Source organism: Serratia entomophila (assembly GCF_021462285.1).
Taxonomy (GTDB): domain Bacteria; phylum Pseudomonadota; class Gammaproteobacteria; order Enterobacterales; family Enterobacteriaceae; genus Serratia; species Serratia entomophila.
The window spans coordinates 3,845,186-3,861,717 of record NZ_CP082787.1; the positions used below are offsets into that span (position 1 = coordinate 3,845,186).

The following is a 16,532-nucleotide window of genomic DNA, read 5'->3' on the forward strand; positions in this document are numbered from 1 at the left end:
GCCGGCCATGAATCCGCTGGTTTACTTCTCCAGCAGTTCGGAGAACACCCACAGGTTCGTTGAAAAACTGGGATTGCCGGCGATCCGCATTCCGATCGCCGGCGCCCGCAGCAAGCTGCTGATGGAACGCCCCTACATATTGATCGTGCCCAGTTACGGCGGCGGCAGCGCCGTGGGAGCCGTGCCGATCCAGGTGATCCGCTTTCTCAACGACCCACAGAATCGTTCATACCTGCGCGGCGTGATTGCCGCCGGGAACACCAACTTCGGCGCAGCTTACGGCATTGCCGGCGACATTATCGCCAAAAAATGCCAGGTGCCTTTCCTTTACCGCTTTGAGCTGCTCGGCACCGTGCAAGACGTTGAAAACGTTCGACAGGGAGTAACCGCATTTTGGCAACGACAGAACTGACCAGGCCCGCCGCCGGCGCGCTGGATTACCATTCGCTCAACGCGATGCTCAATCTTTACGATGCCGAAGGCCGGATCCAGTTCGACAAGGATCGGCTGGCGGCGCGGCATTACTTCCTGCAGCACGTCAACCAGAACACCGTGTTCTTCCACAACCTGGAGGAAAAGCTGCGTTATCTGGTGGAGGAAGGCTATTACGAGCCGCAGGTGCTGGCGCAGTACGATTTCCCCTTTATCAAGCGGCTGTTCCAGCAGGCCTATGCGAAAAAATTCCGCTTCGAGACTTTCCTCGGCGCCTTTAAGTATTACACCAGCTATACGCTGAAAACCTTCGACGGCAAACGCTATCTCGAGCGTTACGAAGATCGGGTATGCATGGTGGCGCTGACCTTGGCGGCGGGCGATACCCGGCTTGCGCAGGATCTGGTGGAAGAGATGATTTCCGGCCGTTTCCAGCCGGCGACGCCGACCTTCCTCAACAGCGGCAAGCAGCAGCGCGGCGAGCTGGTGTCCTGCTTCCTGCTGCGCATCGAAGACAATATGGAATCGATCGGCCGGGCGGTGAACTCCGCGCTGCAGCTGTCGAAACGCGGCGGCGGCGTGGCCTTCCTGTTGACCAACATCCGCGAAGTGGGCGCACCTATCAAGCGCATCGAGAATCAGTCCTCCGGGGTCATTCCGATCATGAAAATGCTTGAGGACGCTTTCTCCTACGCCAACCAGTTGGGTGCGCGCCAGGGCGCCGGCGCGGTGTATCTCAACGCCCATCACCCGGACATTCTGCGCTTCCTCGACACCAAGCGCGAAAACGCCGACGAGAAAATCCGCATCAAGACGCTGTCGCTGGGGGTGGTGATCCCGGACATCACCTTTGAGCTGGCGAAAAACAACGAAGAGATGTATCTGTTCTCGCCTTACGACGTGGAACAGGTTTACGGCGTGCCCTTCTCGGAGGTAAGCATCAGCGAAAAATACCGCGAGATGGTGGACGACAAACGCATCCGCAAATCGCGCATCAACGCCCGCGAGTTCTTCCAGGTGCTGGCGGAGATCCAGTTCGAGTCCGGCTACCCGTACATGATGTTCGAAGATACGGTCAACCGCGAAAACCCGATCGCCGGGCGCATCAACATGAGCAATCTGTGTTCGGAGATCCTGCAGGTCAACCGCGCCAGCACCTACCATGAAGATCTCAGTTACGATCGCATCGGCAAGGATATCTCCTGCAACCTCGGTTCGCTGAACATCGCCAAAACCATGGATGCGCCAGACTTCGGCAAGGCGGTGGAGACCGCAATCCGCGCACTGACCGCGGTGGCCGACATGAGCGACATCCGCTCGGTGCCCTCGATCGCCGAAGGCAACCGCAGCTCGCACGCCATCGGCCTGGGGCAAATGAACCTGCACGGCTACCTGGCGCGCGAACGTATCTTCTACGGCTCGGAAGAAGGCATCGACTTTACCAATATCTATTTCTATACCCTGGCCTACCACGCACTGCGCGCGTCCAATCAGCTGGCGATCGAGCGAGGCGCCAGCTTTGGCGGCTTCGAAGATTCCCGCTACGCCAGCGGCGAATACTTCAGCAAGTACACCGAGCGGGAGTGGCAGCCGCAGACCGCACGGGTGCGCGAGCTGTTCGCCGCCGCCAATATCGCCATTCCGGGCCGCGAATCGTGGCTGGCGCTGCGCCAGTCGGTGATGATGCACGGCCTGTACAATCAGAACCTGCAGGCGGTGCCGCCGACCGGTTCGATTTCCTACATCAACAACTCCACCTCCAGCATTCATCCGATCGTTTCGCGCATCGAGATCCGCAAGGAGGGCAAGATTGGCCGGGTGTATTACCCCGCGCCCTACATGACCAACGACAACCTGGAGTATTACCAGGATGCCTACGACATCGGGCCGGAAAAGATCATCGACACCTATGCCGCCGCCAGCCAACACGTCGATCAGGGGCTGTCGCTGACGCTGTTTTTCCGCGACACCGCCACCACCCGCGATATCAACCGCGCGCAGATCTACGCCTGGCGCAAGGGCATCAAGACCATTTACTACATCCGCCTGCGCCAGATGGCGCTGGAAGGCACCGAGGTGCAGGGCTGCGTGTCCTGCGCGCTGTGAGGCAACTTATGACCATGATTAAATCGGCGCCGCTGGTGCGCGCCATCAACTGGAATATTATCGAAGACGACAAGGATCTGGAGGTATGGAACCGCCTGACCTCCAACTTCTGGCTGCCGGAGAAGGTGCCGCTGTCGAACGATATCCCCTCCTGGGCCACGCTGACGCCGAAGGAACAACAGCTGACCATCCGCGTATTCACCGGGCTGACGCTGCTGGACACCATCCAGAACACCCTGGGCGCGCCGGCGCTGATCGCCGATGCGCTGACGCCGCACGAAGAAGCGGTGTACTCCAACATCGGCTTTATGGAAGCGGTGCACGCCCGTTCCTACAGCTCTATCTTCTCCACGCTGTGCCAAACGCCGGACGTGGACGACGCCTACCGCTGGAGCGAGGAAAACCGTGCGCTGCAGAAAAAGGCCAGCATCATCCTGGCCCACTACCGCGGTGACGATCCGCTGCTGAAGAAGGTGGCCAGCGTATTCCTGGAGTCTTTCCTGTTCTACTCGGGCTTTTATCTGCCGATGTACTGGTCGAGCCGCGCCAAGCTGACCAACACCGCCGATCTGATCCGCCTGATCATTCGCGACGAGGCGGTGCACGGCTATTACATCGGCTATAAGTTCCAGAAAGGGCTGGAGAAGGTGGACGCCGCGCGTCGCCAACAGGTGAAAAACTTCGCCTTCGACCTGCTGCAGGATCTGTACGACAACGAGGTGCGCTACACCGAAGAGCTGTACGACGGCGTGGGCTGGACCGAAGACGTGAAAACCTTCCTGCACTACAACGCCAACAAGGCGCTGATGAACCTGGGCTATGAGGCGCTGTTCCCGCCGGCGATGGCGCAGGTCAACCCGGCGATCCTGTCGGCGCTGTCGCCGAACGCCGACGAGAACCACGACTTCTTCTCCGGCTCCGGCTCGTCTTACGTGATTGGCAAAGCGGTCAATACCGAGGATGAAGACTGGGACTTCTGAGGGAGGCATCGAGGCTGATTGGTTCACCTCCGTGATTTAGCCAATCATCAGGAGCGCGGCTCGCCGCGCTCTACAATATTCTGTTATCACCCTGCTCCGCCCGCTGCCGAATGCGTCGCCAAATCGCGCGCTTTTCTTCGTCGCTTGCGCCTGGCCAGGCGGCGATCTCATCCAGCGTGCGCAGGCAGCCCCGGCACCACGGATTTTCGCCATCGATCCGGCAGAGGTTGACGCAGGGTGAGGCCACACCGTCCCCTTCTGGTTTACCGTCACCCGCCATAAAACGCTCCCGCATTGCATTATTCGCCACAGAATACCCGATCCTGCGGCGAATGCGGATCAGACGATGCCGCCGTTGGCGCGCAGGGTTTGCCCGTTGATCCAGCCGCCGTCCGCACCGGCCAGGAACGACACCGCCGCGGCGATATCTGCGGGCTCACCCAGCCGTTCCAGCGGCGCCATCTTCGCCAGGCGTTCGATAAGCTCCGGGGTTTTGCCGTCGAGGAACAGGCTGGTGGCGGTCGGCCCCGGTGCGATGGCGTTTACCGTGATATTGCGCCCGCGCAGCTCTTTCGCCAACACGCTGGTCAGCGCCTCCACCGCCGCCTTGCTGGCGGCGTACATGCCGTAGCCCGGCTGCAGCAACCCCACCACGCTGGAAGAGAAGTTAATGATGCGGCCATGGTCGCGCAGGCGCTTCGCCGCCTCACGCAGGGTGTTGAAACTGCCCTTCAGGTTAATGTCGATCAGGCGATCGGCATCGGCGTCGCTCATCTCCGCCACCGGCGCCAGGGCGATCACGCCGGCGTTGTTGACCAACACGTCGACGCCGCCGAACGCCTGCTCGGCGCGCTCAAACAGCTGAGCGACGGCGGCGGCATCGCTGATGTCCGCCCTGGCGCTCAGCGCACGGCCGCCGCGTTGTTCAATCTTGCGCACCAGCTCATCGGCCAGCGCCTGATTGCCGGCATAGTTGATAATCACGGTGAAACCGTCGGCGGCCAGGCGCTCGGCGATGGCGGCGCCGATGCCGCGCGATGCGCCGGTGACGATAGCGACGCGTTGAGTGGCGTGGTTCATGTTGGTGTCCTCTCGGTTAAGTGTGTTGCCATCATGCACCTTTCGCCATGGCGAATAATCCCCTATTCTTCGTTATCACTATCCGAAATTAACGAACAATAGCCATGGACAGAATCGATGCCATGCGTCTGTTCACCCGCGTGGTGGAACAGCGCAGTTTCACCCAGGCGGCGCAGGATCTGAGCCTGCCACGCTCGACCGTCACCGACGCCATCAAGCAGCTCGAGGCGCGGCTGGGCGTCCGGTTGCTGCAGCGCACCACCCGCCACGTCAGCCCGACGCTGGACGGCGAGGCCTACTACCAGCGCTGCCTGGCCATTCTGGCGGATATCGAAGACGCTGAAATGGCGTTTGCCGGCGCCAGGCCGCGCGGCCTGCTGCGCGTCGAGGTGCACGGCACGCTGGCTCGCCATTTTTTGCTGCCGGCGCTGCCCGATTTTCTGGCGCAGTATCCGGATATCGAGCTGTACATGAGCGAGGGCGATAGGCTGGTGGATGCGCTGCGGGAAGGCATCGACTGCGTGGTGCGCGTCGGCAAGCTGCGCGACAGCGATATGGTGGCGCGGCGGTTGGGCGAACTGGAAGAGATCACCTGCGCGGCCCCCGCTTACCTGCAGCGCTTCGGCACGCCGCACAGTCTGGAAGATCTGCAGGGCCACCGCATGGTGGGCTTTCGCTCCTCCGCCACCGGCGCGCTGGTGCCGCTGGAGTTCAACGTCAACGGCCAGCCGTTAACGTTGGCGCTGCCCGCCACGGTTTCGGTCAGCGCCGCCGAGAGCCTGGTCGCCGCCGCGCGCATGGGGTTGGGGATCATTCAGGTGCCGCATTACCACCTGCATGACGATCTGGCCGCCGGCAAGCTGGTGCCGCTGCTGCCGCAGTTCCCCTCGACGCCAATGCCGGTGTCGCTGCTGTATCCCCACAGCCGCCAGCTGTCAGCGCGGGTGCGGATCTTTATCGACTGGTTCAGCAAAATCTTCGCCGCCCGCAATCAGTAAAAAGCCGCCCATTGGGCGGCCTGCTGCCTTATAGCTCACCGTAGTTCAGCGGCACCCACTCATAGCCCTCACCTTGCCGGTTCAGGTAACCCAGCCCCGGGAACGACAGGTGCGCTGCCCCCACCAGCTCGCCCTGCCGGGCGCTGTCGCCGAACACCCGCAGCCGTTGCGCCACGGCGGCCCTGGCGTCGCTGTCGAAGCGTATCGCCACCTGCGGATGGGCGAGCTGCACCGCCGCCACGTGAATCAGGTCCCCCAGCAACAGCAGTTTCTTACCCTGGCTTTCCACGCGATAAATGCTGTGACCCGGCGTATGGCCGTGGGCCGCAAAGGCGGTAATGCCCGGCGACAGCTCACCGTCATTGGCGAAAGGCTTGAAATGGCCGGCGGCCTGATAGGGTTTGATCGCCGCAATGGCGCGTTCAAAATTAGCCTTATCCTCCGTTTTCGCCTGTTTCATTTTGCTCTCGCTCAGCCAGTAGTCGGCATCCTGCTGCGAAGCGCGCACCAGCGCGTTAGGGAATAGCGCCCGGCCATTTTGCGTCAGGCCGCCCAGGTGATCCGGATGCATGTGGGTCAGGTAAATTTCATCCACCTGTTCCGGCCGGTAGCCGGCGGCTTTGATGTTGGCCGCCAGTTTGCCCAGGCTATCGCCCAGCAGCGCTCCGGCGCCGGCGTCGATCATGATCAGCTTGCCGCCGGTGTTGATCAGATAGGCATTGACCGAGGTGACTACCGGCAGACTTTGATGATGCTCAGCCAGCCCGGCGTCAATCTGCTGCGGCGTGCTGTTCAACAACAGCTTGTCCGCCGGCAGGCGGAGCACGCCGTCGGACAACGCGGTGACTTCATAATTGCCCAGCATGATGCGGTAAAAACCCGGGGTTGGGGTTTTCACCTGCGGCGCGGTGGCGGTCGCCTGCAGCGCCATAATGGCCAATGCGGCCCCCAGCAGATAGCGTTTCCAGAACATGACGACTCCTTCAATTAATTAGACAGCGCTAAGTATTAGCGCAAATTCGACAATGCGCCTGCTTAATGAATACATTTAAATTATATAAATATAAAAAATATATTTATGTTGAATAGTTTTGTCTGCGGAATCACACAACCCCAATCAATATTGAACAGGTTTTTAATCCGTTACTTTTCTTACTCCACTAAACAACGAGTAAGGAAACACCATGAACTATCCATTCGAAAATCTGGTATTTGAAGGCGGCGGCGTAAAAGGCATTGCCTATGGCGGCGTTCTGGAGCTGCTGGAAGCCAAAGGCATTATGCCGCAGATCAAACAGGCCTCCGGCGCATCCGCAGGCGCCATCGCCGCGCTGCTGGTGGGGCTGGGCTGCAGCTCCGCCGAGGTGACCAAAATCCTCTCGGAAATGGATTTTAAAAAGTTCCTCGATTATAACGGCGGCTTTTTGGGTTCCCTGCACGATGCCTATCGCCTGTTTAATCACTACGGCATCGCCCCCGGCGATTATTTTTATTCCTGGTCGCGCGACATCATCAAAAAATATACCGGCAATCCGGATATCACCTTTGAAAAGTTTGAGGCAATGAAGACGAAAAAAGGCTTCAAATCCCTCTATTTTATCGGCGCTAACCTCAACAGCGGGCTGCGCGAGGTATATTCCCACCAAACCACGCCGCGCATGAAGGTGGCGGACGGTCTGCGCATCTCGATGTCGTTCCCCTTCGCCTTTGTGGCGAAGAATAACGATCTGGGCGAGCTGTGCATCGACGGCGGCATGATCGATAACTACCCGGTGCGGCTGTTTGACTATGACTTCTCCGCCACCCCGCCTTACATCGACACCGCCAGCCAGCGGATCAACACCCGCACCCTGGGCATCCGGCTGGACTCCGCCAGCGAAATCGCCCAGGCGGCCGGCCAGCCTGCCGCTAAAACCCCGATCAACAGCCTGTTCGACTTCTCCATGGCGCTGGTCAACGTCATGTTGGATATTCAGACTAAAGTGCATCTGGACAGCGATGACTGGAAGCGCACCGTCTATGTCGACACGCTGGACGTCAGCACGCTGGAGTTCGGCATTAGCGCAGCCAAAAAGCGCGCGCTGATCGAATCCGGCCGCCGGGGCGTGGAGCGTTACTTCGCCTGGTACGATGCTGCGGCCAAACAGGCAGCCTGACCAGCATAACCCGCCCGCGCCGCCTGACCGCAGCGCGGGCAAAAAAATCCCCGCGGGGGCGGGGAAAGGCAAAGTAACGCTAAGGATTTATAGGAGTTATGCGGGTAACGCGGGTTAGACGAAGAACTTGGCCAGCACCAGCAGCGAAAGCGAGACGTTGATCGCGCCGCCGATGCGGGTGGCGATTTGAGCGAACGGCATCAGCGACATGCGGTTGCCGGCGGTCAGAATAGCCACGTCGCCGGTACCGCCCTGCCCGCTCTGGCAGCAAGAGACGATAGCCACATCGATCGGGTGCATGCCGATTTTCTTGCCGACGAAGAAGCCGGTCGCCACCAGCGCGCTGACGGTGGTAACGATCACGATCAGGTTCTGGATGGTGAAGGCATCCACCAGCTCCTGCCACGGGGTAATGGCCACGCCGACGGCGAACAGAATCGGGTAAGTCACCGCGGTGCGGAAGAACTTGTACACCACCTGAGAGCCTTCCTGGATGCGCGGAGAAACCCCGTGCGCCAGCTTCACCGCCACGGCGGCGAACAGCATGCCCACCGGCGCAGGCAGACCAATCATGCGGTGCAGCAGCATGCCCACCATATACAGCAGAATGGCCAGCAGCGCGCCGCAGGCGATGGTGCTGACGTCCACCTTGCCGCTGATTTTATCCACCGCGGCCATATCGCTGTCGCCTTGTTTGCTCGGCATCAGGCTGCCTTCACCGGTCAGGTGCGGGTAGCGTTTACCCAGTTGGTTAAGCAGGCCGGCGATCACGATGGCGGTCAGGCTGCCAAGCATCACGATCGGCAGGATGCGCCCCAGCGCTACGCCTTGCTCCATGTGCAAAATCGCCGCATAGCCCATCGACAGCGGTATCGCCCCTTCCCCTACGCCGCCGGCCATGATCGGCAGGATCAGGAAGAAGAAGATCTGGAAGGGTTCCAGCCCCAGCGCCATGCCAACCGCCATGCCCGCAATCATGCCGACGATCTCGCCGCACAGCATGGGCACGAAGATGCGCAGGAAGCCCTGGATCAGCACCTGGCGGTTCATGCTCATGATGCTGCCGACGATAATGCAGCAGATGTACAGATAAAGAATGTTGGTCGATTTATAGAACTTGGTGGTGGATTCCACCACCACGTCCGGCAGCAGGCCGTAATGCACCAACGCGGAAGGGATAAAGGTAGCGCAGATCGCCGCCGCCCCCATTTTGCCGATCAGCGGCAGGCGTTTGCCGAACTCGCCGCAGGCAAAACCAAAGAACGCCAGCGTGGCGACCATCACCACGATGTCGCTGGGTAATTTCCCCTCGATGCAATCGAGTAAAATAAGTATGCCGGCCAGAATAAAGAACGGTAACGGAATAATCCCTACTTTATAATTGTCCAATATATGCCACCATTTTTCCCGCAGGGGAATATCGGCGGTTTTGTCTTTGGCGACGAGGTAAGAATCATCTGTTGTGCTCATAATCTGGCCTCTTATTAGTTTGTTCAGCCATCATAGATAAATGCACGGATAAACTGCTGTGATTTTGTTCAAAGTTAAACAGGGTTTTTAATGGTTGTTATGGTTTCTATGGTGTTAATGGTAATTATGTGAAATACATCGTGGTGTTAATGGTGTTAATAGCATTTTTATTTTAAAGCTTATCAATTTTTTCGCAGCCGCTGAATAAACGCGCCCAATAAATATAAAGCCGTGGCTGCGATCACAACTTGATCCGGCGCAATATTACACCAACCCCTTCTCATGGTAGGGTAACCCCTCAGGATTTCTTCAGGTGAAGCTCAGGCGATGCGCATAAAACTCTCATTCCAAATCAAGCTGTTTCTGTGCCTGGTCGCCTTCTCCTGCGTGTTGCTGGCCCTTATCGGCGCTTACGCCTACTACCAACTGGATGCCCAGCTGCACCGCGATCTCGGCGCCCGGGCTCAGGTACAGGCGCGGGAGATAGCCCTGATCCCGTCGCTGGCCGCCGCCGTGGAAAAAAACGACGCCGGCCAGATCGCCGCACTGATGAAAAAGATCCGCGCCAGCAGCGACGCCAGCTATATTGTCATTGGCGATAATCAGGCCAGGCACCTTTACCATTCCGAATACGACGTGCGTCTCGGCTCGCCGATGGTTGGCGGCGATAATAAAGAGGTGCTCGAAGGGAAAAGCATTATTTCCATTCGCAAAGGCGGCATCGGCGTGTCATTACGCAGCAAAGCGCCGATTATGGATGAACATAATCAGGTCATCGGCATTGTTTCGGTGGGTTATCTGAAATCGCATATCGACAATTTAAATGCCAGAACCCTGACGCAAATTGTCGGCTCAATTATTCTGCTGTTGGCGGCGCTGTTTATTTTCTCCTGGCTGCTGTCGAAAAACCTCAAGCGCCAGATGTTTTGGCTGGAACCCAAAGAAATCGCGCTGCTGGTGCGCCAGCAAAAAGCGTTGCTCGAAGCCATCTATGAAGGGGTGATCGCCGTCGATCCGCAGTTGCGCATCATCACCATCAACCATGCGGCGCGTGAGCTGCTCGATTTGCGCCAGCCCGCCAACGCGCTGATGGGGCGCGAGATCGGCGAGGTGATCCAGGCGCAGCCGGACTTTTTTGGCGCCGCTCAGCTGGGGCAAGATACCCACGATGAAGTGTGCCGCTTTAACCACGTGCGGGTGATCGCCAGCCGGGTGCGCATCATGCAGGAGGAAGAGCTGCAGGGCTGGGTCATCAGCTTTCGCGACAAAAACGACATCAACACCCTGAGCAGCCAGCTCAGCCAGGTGAAGCGCTACGCCGATAACCTGCGCATCATGCGCCACGAGCAGTTGAACTGGACCGCTACCCTGGCGGGCCTGCTGCACATGCAACGCTACGACGAAGCCATTCGCTATGTGGAGGCGCAGTCTGAAGGCGCACAGGAGATCCTCGATTTTATCTCGCAGCGCTTCAGTTCGGCGGCGCTGTGCGGCCTGCTGCTGGGCAAATATTCCAGCGCCAAGGAAAAAGGCGTGGAGCTGCGTTTTGATCCGGCGTGCCAGCTGCGGCAGATCCCGGCGGCGCTGAACGAAACCGAACTGATGTCGATCGTCGGCAACCTGCTGGACAATGCGGTCGAAGCGACGCTGCGCTGCCCGGCGCCGCACCGGGCGGTGGAGCTTTATATCAGCGACGGCAGCAACGAACTGGTGATCGAAGTCGCCGACCACGGCACCGGTATTGCGGAGGAAATTCGTGATACGCTGTTTGAACAGGGCATGACCACCAAAGACGATAAAAACGATCACGGCATCGGCCTGCATCTGGTGGCCAGCCACGTGGCGCAGGCGCACGGCAGCATAGAAGTGTCGGACAACGAGCCGCACGGCGCGATATTTTCTCTCTTTATCCCTAAAACCTTATAGTTTTGAGCACCCGAATGATGTCACACCAAGCACTGGATGTTCTGATCGTGGAAGATGAGCCACAGTTGGCGACGCTGCACGCGGAATTTATCGAGAAAAATTTCAATCTGCGCGTGGTGGCCTACGCCGCTACGCTGGCAGAGGCGCGGGCGAAGGCCAATGCGCACCAGCCGCGGCTGATCCTGCTGGACAACTTTCTGCCGGACGGCCAGGGCATTGAGCTGATGGAAGAACCGGCGGTGAAGAACCCGGCCTGCTCGGTTATCTTCATCACCGCCGCCAGCGACATGAACACCTGCAGCCAGGCGATCCGCAACGGCGCCTTCGACTACATCATCAAACCGGTGTCCTACAAGCGGCTGCGCAACTCGCTGGAGCGGTTCATGCAGTTTGTACAGACCCAGCAAACGTTCAAGGTGATCGATCAGAATAGCGTCGACGCGCTGTATAACCTGCAGTCCAAGCAGTTTTCCAGCGAACCGAGCGCCAAGGGCATTGAGACCAATACCCTCGAGCTGGTGCAGGCGCTGTTTATCAACAGCCCGGAAACGGCGCACGCGGTGGAAGACGTGGTGGAGCGGATCGGCATCAGCAAAACCACCGCCCGTCGTTATCTGGAATACTGCGTCGCCACCCAGTTCGTTAAGGTGGAGATGCTGTACGGCAATATCGGCCATCCGCGGCGGCTGTATCGGAAAGCCTGAGGCTGCCATCTGGCTGTCACACAAGGGCGATAGCATGCCATTGGCGATGTCCCCTCGATGTCGGCACCTGTCGTTAAAACTGATGAAATACTGATGACTTTTACCCGGCCAATGGTCGGGTTTTTTATTACCCGCCCGGGTAAATAATATCGTCTATACGGGGGCGTTATTTCCACCTAAAACCAGACAATTACGAAAAATAATGACCAATGAAAATTGAACATTGGCCAAACTACCATAACCAATCAAAAACTTGATGTAAACCACTAATATCCCATTCAGAGAACATTGAGGGTTGTCTCAGATATTCACTGTGTTAGGGTATAGAGCACTATTATTTTCGATTGGGAAGTTTTATATCGCTTTAATTACACCAGAGGAAACAACAAATTGCATGGCAATTAAACTCGAAGTAAAGAACCTATATAAGATATTTGGCGAACATCCGGAACACGCATTTAAACTGATAGACAAGGGGCTAACAAAAGACCAATTGCTTGAAAAAACCGGATTATCGCTGGGCGTAAAAGACGCCTCTCTGGCCATTGAAGAAGGCGAGATATTTGTCATCATGGGGCTCTCCGGTTCCGGAAAATCCACCCTGGTACGCCTTCTCAATCGTCTGATAGAACCCACTCGCGGCCAGGTGCTGATCGACGGCGAGGATATTTCGACAATATCCGACGCCGCACTGCGCACCGTGCGGCGCAATAAGATCGGTATGGTATTTCAGTCATTCGCCCTGATGCCGCATATGAATGTGCTGAATAATACCGCTTTCGGCATGGAATTAGCCGGTATTCCGCTGCAGGAACGGCAGGAAAAAGCGTTGGAGGCATTGCGTCAGGTGGGGCTGGAGAATTATGCCCATGCTTACCCGGATGAATTATCCGGCGGTATGCGCCAGCGCGTGGGATTAGCCCGGGCAATGGCCAATAACCCGGACATATTATTGATGGACGAAGCCTTCTCGGCGCTCGACCCATTAATTCGCACCGAAATGCAGGATGAGCTGGTTAAATTACAGGCCCAGCACCAACGTACCATCGTCTTTATTTCCCACGATTTGGACGAGGCGATGCGCATTGGCGATCGCATTGCGATCATGCAGGGTGGCGAGGTGATCCAGGTCGGCACGCCGGATGAAATATTGAATAATCCGGCCAATGATTATGTGCGCACCTTCTTCCGCGGTGTGGATATCAGCCACGTATTCAGCGCCAAGGATATCGCCCAACGCCGCCCGGTCACGCTGATCCGCAAAACCCCCGGCTTTGGCCCCCGCTCCGCGCTGCAGCTGCTGCGCGATGAAGACCGTGACTATGGTTATGTTATTGAACGCGGAAAGAAATTTATCGGCGTGGTGTCGATAGATTCTCTGAAGCAGGCGTTGGCCGCCAACCAGACGCTGGACGACGCCCTGCTCGAGGCCCCGGCCCCGGTGCCGGCCGACATGCCGCTGAGCGAACTGATTTCCCTGGTCGCCCAGGCGCCCTGCGCGGTGCCGGTAGTCTGCGAAGAACATAACTATCTCGGAATCATCTCCAAAGCCATGCTGCTTCAGGCTTTGGACAAGGAGGCACCAGCCCATGAGTGACGCGACGCAAACACAAGATCCCTGGGCCACTGCGCCCGCCGATAGCGCGGCCCCGGCGCCTGACGCCGCCGCCAATAGCGGCGACGCCTGGTCCAGCGCCCCACCGCCGGCCGCCCATGACGCCGCCGCACCGGGCTCCGACTGGCTCAACAGCGCGCCGGCGCAGCCGGAGCACTTCAGCCTGCTCGATCCCTTTCACAAGGCCTGGGTGCCGTTCGACTCCTGGGTCACCCAGGGCATCGACTGGCTGGTGCTGCACTTCCGCCCGCTGTTCCAGGGCATCCGCGTGCCGGTCGACGTTATCCTCAGCGGCTTTCAGCAGCTGCTGCTGGGGATGCCCGCGCCGATCGCCATTTTGCTGTTCTCGCTGATCGCCTGGCAGATAGCCAGCCTCGGCATGGGCGCCGCAACCCTGGTTTCCCTGATCGCCATCGGCGCCATCGGCGCCTGGTCACAGGCGATGGTCACGCTGGCGCTGGTTCTGACCGCCCTGTTCTTCTGCATCGTCATCGGCCTGCCGCTCGGCATCTGGCTGGCGCGCAGCAGGCACGCCGCCAGGGTGATCAGACCGTTGCTCGACGCCATGCAAACCACGCCGGCCTTCGTCTACCTGGTGCCGATCGTCATGCTGTTCGGCATCGGCAACGTGCCTGGCGTGGTGGTGACCATCATCTTTGCGCTGCCGCCGATCGTGCGTCTGACCATCCTCGGCATCAAACAGGTGCCGGAAGACCTGATTGAAGCCGCCGAATCCTTCGGCTCCAGCCCGCGCCAGCTGCTGTTCAAAGTGCAGCTGCCGCTGGCGATGCCGACCATCATGGCCGGCGTTAACCAAACGCTGATGCTGGCGCTGTCGATGGTCGTGATCGCCTCGATGATCGCCGTCGGCGGTCTGGGGCAGATGGTGCTGCGCGGCATCGGCCGGCTGGATATGGGCCTGGCCGCCGTCGGCGGCGTGGGCATCGTGATCCTGGCGATCATCCTTGACCGCCTCACCCAGTCGCTGGGGCGCGATCGCCGCAGCAAGGGCATCGGCCGCTGGTATGCCCACGGCCCCATCGGGCTGTTCACACGCCCGTTCATTAAAAAAACCTGAACGAATATATAAGCCTGATTCAATAGGCGTAAAAGAGGAAAAACTATGCGTACCACAGGCATCTGGGCAATCGCCCTTACGACACTGATTGGCTCACAGGTTGCTTTCGCTGATGATTTGCCAGGAAAAGGGATCTCGGTGCAACCGGTACAAAGCACCATTTCTGAAGAAACCTTCCAGACGCTGCTGGTCGGCAAGGCGTTGGAAAAGCTGGGTTACGACGTGAAAGACCCGCGAGAGGTGGATTACAACGTCGCCTACACCTCCATCGCCTCCGGCGACGCCACCTTTATCGCGGTCAACTGGGATCCTTTGCACGCCGACCAATATAAAGCCGCCGGCGGCGACGCCAAGTTTTACCGCGAGGGTGTGTACGTCAACGGCGCCGCGCAGGGTTATCTGATCGACAAGAAAACCGCCGACAAATATCACATCACCAACGTCGAGCAGCTCAAGGATCCCAAGATCGCCAAGCTGTTCGACACCAACGGCGACGGCAAGGCCGATCTGACCGGCTGCACCCCGGGCTGGGGCTGCGAGGCGGTGATCAACCACCATATCGACGCCTACGGCCTGAGCAAAACCGTTGAACACAACCAGGGCAACTACGCGGCGATGATCGCCGACACCATCACCCGCTATAAAGAAGGCAAACCGGTGCTGTATTACACCTGGACGCCGTACTGGGTAAGCGACGTGTTAGTGCCGGGGCGCGATGTGGTCTGGCTGCAGGTGCCGTTTTCTTCCCTGCCGGGCGAGCAGAAAGACGTCGACACCAAGCTGCCTAACGGCGCCAACTATGGCTTCCCGGTCAACACCATGCGCATCGCCGCCAACAAGCAGTGGGCCGCAGCCAACCCGGCGGCGGCCAAGCTGTTCGCCATCATGAAGCTGCCGATCGCCGACGTGAACGCGCAGAATCTGCGCATGCATGAAGGCCAGGCTTCAGAAGCGGATATTCAGAACCACGTCAACGGTTGGATCAAGGCGCATCAGGCGACCTTCGACGGCTGGGTGAAAACCGCCGCGCAGGCCGCCAACAGGTAAGCGAGCCGGAGCGCAATGCCTCTATTGCGCCCCCTCGATACCGCTGAACTGTAAAAAACGTTCGGCGGTTTTTGTCAGGGGCTGCGGCCAGACGCAAAACACCTGGCGCCGCGGCCCATCTTCTATCGGAATCGACACCAGCGCGCTCAGGCGCTGAGCGGTCGATATCGGCACTATTCCCGTCGCCAGGCCGCGCCGCACCAGATTCTCCAGCCATTCGATATGGTCTATCTCGAAACTGACGTGCCTTTTGATGCCCGCAGCCTGAAAGGCGCGGTCGGTTTGGCGCCGCGCGCCGGTACCGCTGTAAAAATCCACCAGCGGCACGGCCGACAACGCCTGCAGATTGACCCGCTCACGGTTGGCCAGCGGGTGCTGCGGCGCCACCAGCGCCACCAGCGGCTCGTCGGTCAACTGACGGTGCGAAACCGGCAGCAGATCGATATCGCCCGGCCAGATGCCGACAAACGCCAGATCGCATTTCTGCTGGCGCACGTCCTCCAGCAAGGCTTCGCTCATCCCCACGTACAGCCGGATGTTCACCGCCGGATAGTGGCGGTGAAACTTGTCGAGCCTTTCGGTCAGATCTATCGCGTTTATGGTGGAAATAGTGCCAATGGTCAGGGTGCCCGACACCGTGCCGCCGGCCGCAGTGACCTCCTCCACCAGCGCCTGCTGCGCCGTCAGCAACCGCTGCGCCGGGGCGATAAACGCCCGCCCGGCGGTGGTTAGCCGAACGCGGCGCGAGGTGCGTTCAAACAGTGCGCAGCCCAGTTCCTCTTCCAGTTTGGCAATCTGATGGCTAAGCGCCGACTGCACCGTGTGGCAGCGCTGCGCCGCCCGGGTAAAACTCTGCTCTTCGGCCACCGCCAGCGCATAACGGATCTGTTTCAGGTTCATGGCATCAATCGCAAAATGAGATGGATTAAATGAAAATTAT

The 16,532-nt window shown here is 58.9% G+C and carries 15 protein-coding genes; 10 read left to right on the forward strand and 5 right to left on the reverse strand.

The window, feature by feature from the left end; genetic code table 11:
• The first annotated feature begins 7 nt into the window (after window positions 1-7).
• The 3 genes from nrdI to nrdF are packed head-to-tail and all read left to right on the forward strand — an operon-like array spanning window position 8 to window position 3,518.
• On the forward strand, window positions 8-412 hold the full coding sequence (nrdI, locus tag KHA73_RS18670; RefSeq protein WP_234585915.1) for a class Ib ribonucleoside-diphosphate reductase assembly flavoprotein NrdI: 405 nt from the start codon (window positions 8-10) through the stop codon (window positions 410-412).
• On the forward strand, window positions 394-2,538 hold the full coding sequence (nrdE, locus tag KHA73_RS18675; RefSeq protein WP_234585917.1) for a class 1b ribonucleoside-diphosphate reductase subunit alpha: 2,145 nt from the start codon (window positions 394-396) through the stop codon (window positions 2,536-2,538). Before nrdI ends, nrdE begins: the two co-directional genes overlap by 19 nt.
• An 8-nt stretch (window positions 2,539-2,546) precedes the next feature.
• Entirely contained in the window at window positions 2,547-3,518 is a 972-nt protein-coding gene (gene nrdF, locus KHA73_RS18680) for a class 1b ribonucleoside-diphosphate reductase subunit beta (protein WP_234585919.1), read from the forward strand.
• 70 nt (window positions 3,519-3,588) lie between these two features.
• Here nrdF and KHA73_RS18685 read toward each other — a convergent pair whose 3' ends face one another.
• Window positions 3,589-3,828: a DUF1289 domain-containing protein gene (locus tag KHA73_RS18685; RefSeq protein WP_314725591.1), complete on the reverse strand. Its 240-nt coding sequence runs from the start codon at window positions 3,826-3,828 to the stop codon at window positions 3,589-3,591.
• A gap of 29 nt (window positions 3,829-3,857) precedes the next feature.
• The gene (locus KHA73_RS18690; protein ID WP_234585921.1) at window positions 3,858-4,598 is read right to left on the reverse strand and encodes an SDR family oxidoreductase; all 741 of its coding nucleotides are present in this window, start codon (window positions 4,596-4,598) and stop codon (window positions 3,858-3,860) included.
• Between the two features lie 104 nt (window positions 4,599-4,702).
• Here KHA73_RS18690 and KHA73_RS18695 point away from each other — a divergent pair, with 104 nt between their 5' ends.
• Window positions 4,703-5,596, forward strand: a complete 894-nt coding sequence (locus tag KHA73_RS18695; protein WP_234585922.1) for a LysR family transcriptional regulator — start codon at window positions 4,703-4,705, stop codon at window positions 5,594-5,596.
• Between the two features lie 28 nt (window positions 5,597-5,624).
• On the opposite strand, the gene KHA73_RS18700 is transcribed toward KHA73_RS18695, so the two are convergent.
• Entirely contained in the window at window positions 5,625-6,569 is a 945-nt protein-coding gene (locus KHA73_RS18700) for an MBL fold metallo-hydrolase (protein ID WP_234585924.1), read from the reverse strand.
• A gap of 211 nt (window positions 6,570-6,780) precedes the next feature.
• Between KHA73_RS18700 and KHA73_RS18705 the strand changes: the two genes are divergently transcribed.
• On the forward strand, window positions 6,781-7,752 hold the full coding sequence (locus KHA73_RS18705; RefSeq protein ID WP_234585926.1) for a patatin-like phospholipase family protein: 972 nt from the start codon (window positions 6,781-6,783) through the stop codon (window positions 7,750-7,752).
• A 114-nt stretch (window positions 7,753-7,866) separates the two neighbouring features.
• Here KHA73_RS18705 and KHA73_RS18710 read toward each other — a convergent pair whose 3' ends face one another.
• Window positions 7,867-9,222 carry a 2-hydroxycarboxylate transporter family protein gene (locus KHA73_RS18710; protein ID WP_234585928.1) on the reverse strand — a complete coding sequence of 452 codons (1,356 nt, stop codon included), beginning with the start codon at window positions 9,220-9,222 and terminating at the stop codon, window positions 7,867-7,869.
• Window positions 9,223-9,549: 327 nt separating this feature from the next.
• Here KHA73_RS18710 and KHA73_RS18715 point away from each other — a divergent pair, with 327 nt between their 5' ends.
• The 5 genes from KHA73_RS18715 to proX all read left to right on the forward strand — a co-directional run bounded on the left by KHA73_RS18715 (window position 9,550) and on the right by proX (window position 15,592).
• Complete coding sequence (locus KHA73_RS18715) at window positions 9,550-11,148, forward strand: ATP-binding protein (RefSeq protein WP_234585929.1); 1,599 nt, start codon at window positions 9,550-9,552, stop codon at window positions 11,146-11,148.
• A 17-nt stretch (window positions 11,149-11,165) separates the two neighbouring features.
• Window positions 11,166-11,852, forward strand: coding sequence for a response regulator (locus KHA73_RS18720; protein WP_234585930.1), 687 nt, complete (start codon window positions 11,166-11,168; stop codon window positions 11,850-11,852).
• Window positions 11,853-12,246: 394 nt separating this feature from the next.
• Window positions 12,247-13,449: a glycine betaine/L-proline ABC transporter ATP-binding protein ProV gene (gene proV, locus KHA73_RS18725; RefSeq protein WP_234591333.1), complete on the forward strand. Its 1,203-nt coding sequence runs from the start codon at window positions 12,247-12,249 to the stop codon at window positions 13,447-13,449.
• On the forward strand, window positions 13,442-14,545 hold the full coding sequence (gene proW, locus KHA73_RS18730; RefSeq protein WP_234585932.1) for a glycine betaine/L-proline ABC transporter permease ProW: 1,104 nt from the start codon (window positions 13,442-13,444) through the stop codon (window positions 14,543-14,545). The genes proV and proW overlap by 8 nt, the downstream gene beginning before the upstream one ends.
• Window positions 14,546-14,590: 45 nt before the next feature.
• A complete protein-coding gene (gene proX, locus KHA73_RS18735) occupies window positions 14,591-15,592 on the forward strand; it encodes a glycine betaine/L-proline ABC transporter substrate-binding protein ProX (protein ID WP_234585933.1) in 1,002 nt (333 codons plus the stop codon).
• A gap of 21 nt (window positions 15,593-15,613) precedes the next feature.
• On the opposite strand, the gene KHA73_RS18740 is transcribed toward proX, so the two are convergent.
• Entirely contained in the window at window positions 15,614-16,492 is an 879-nt protein-coding gene (locus KHA73_RS18740; protein ID WP_234585935.1) for a LysR family transcriptional regulator, read from the reverse strand.
• Between the last annotated feature and the right edge of the window lie 40 nt (window positions 16,493-16,532).

Coding starts and splice junctions, on each gene's coding strand:
- KHA73_RS18715 (WP_234585929.1), top strand. CDS start 9,550: ATGCGCATAAAACTCTCATTCCAAATCAAGCTGTTTCTGTGCCTGGTC.
- KHA73_RS18705 (WP_234585926.1), top strand. CDS start 6,781: ATGAACTATCCATTCGAAAATCTGGTATTTGAAGGCGGCGGCGTAAAA.
- KHA73_RS18720 (WP_234585930.1), top strand. CDS start 11,166: ATGTCACACCAAGCACTGGATGTTCTGATCGTGGAAGATGAGCCACAG.
- KHA73_RS18740 (WP_234585935.1), bottom strand. CDS start 16,492: ATGAACCTGAAACAGATCCGTTATGCGCTGGCGGTGGCCGAAGAGCAG.
- KHA73_RS18690 (WP_234585921.1), bottom strand. CDS start 4,598: ATGAACCACGCCACTCAACGCGTCGCTATCGTCACCGGCGCATCGCGC.
- KHA73_RS18700 (WP_234585924.1), bottom strand. CDS start 6,569: ATGTTCTGGAAACGCTATCTGCTGGGGGCCGCATTGGCCATTATGGCG.
- KHA73_RS18695 (WP_234585922.1), top strand. CDS start 4,703: ATGGACAGAATCGATGCCATGCGTCTGTTCACCCGCGTGGTGGAACAG.
- proW (WP_234585932.1), top strand. CDS start 13,442: ATGAGTGACGCGACGCAAACACAAGATCCCTGGGCCACTGCGCCCGCC.
- nrdF (WP_234585919.1), top strand. CDS start 2,547: ATGACCATGATTAAATCGGCGCCGCTGGTGCGCGCCATCAACTGGAAT.
- proV (WP_234591333.1), top strand. CDS start 12,247: ATGGCAATTAAACTCGAAGTAAAGAACCTATATAAGATATTTGGCGAA.
- proX (WP_234585933.1), top strand. CDS start 14,591: ATGCGTACCACAGGCATCTGGGCAATCGCCCTTACGACACTGATTGGC.
- KHA73_RS18710 (WP_234585928.1), bottom strand. CDS start 9,222: ATGAGCACAACAGATGATTCTTACCTCGTCGCCAAAGACAAAACCGCC.
- nrdI (WP_234585915.1), top strand. CDS start 8: ATGAATCCGCTGGTTTACTTCTCCAGCAGTTCGGAGAACACCCACAGG.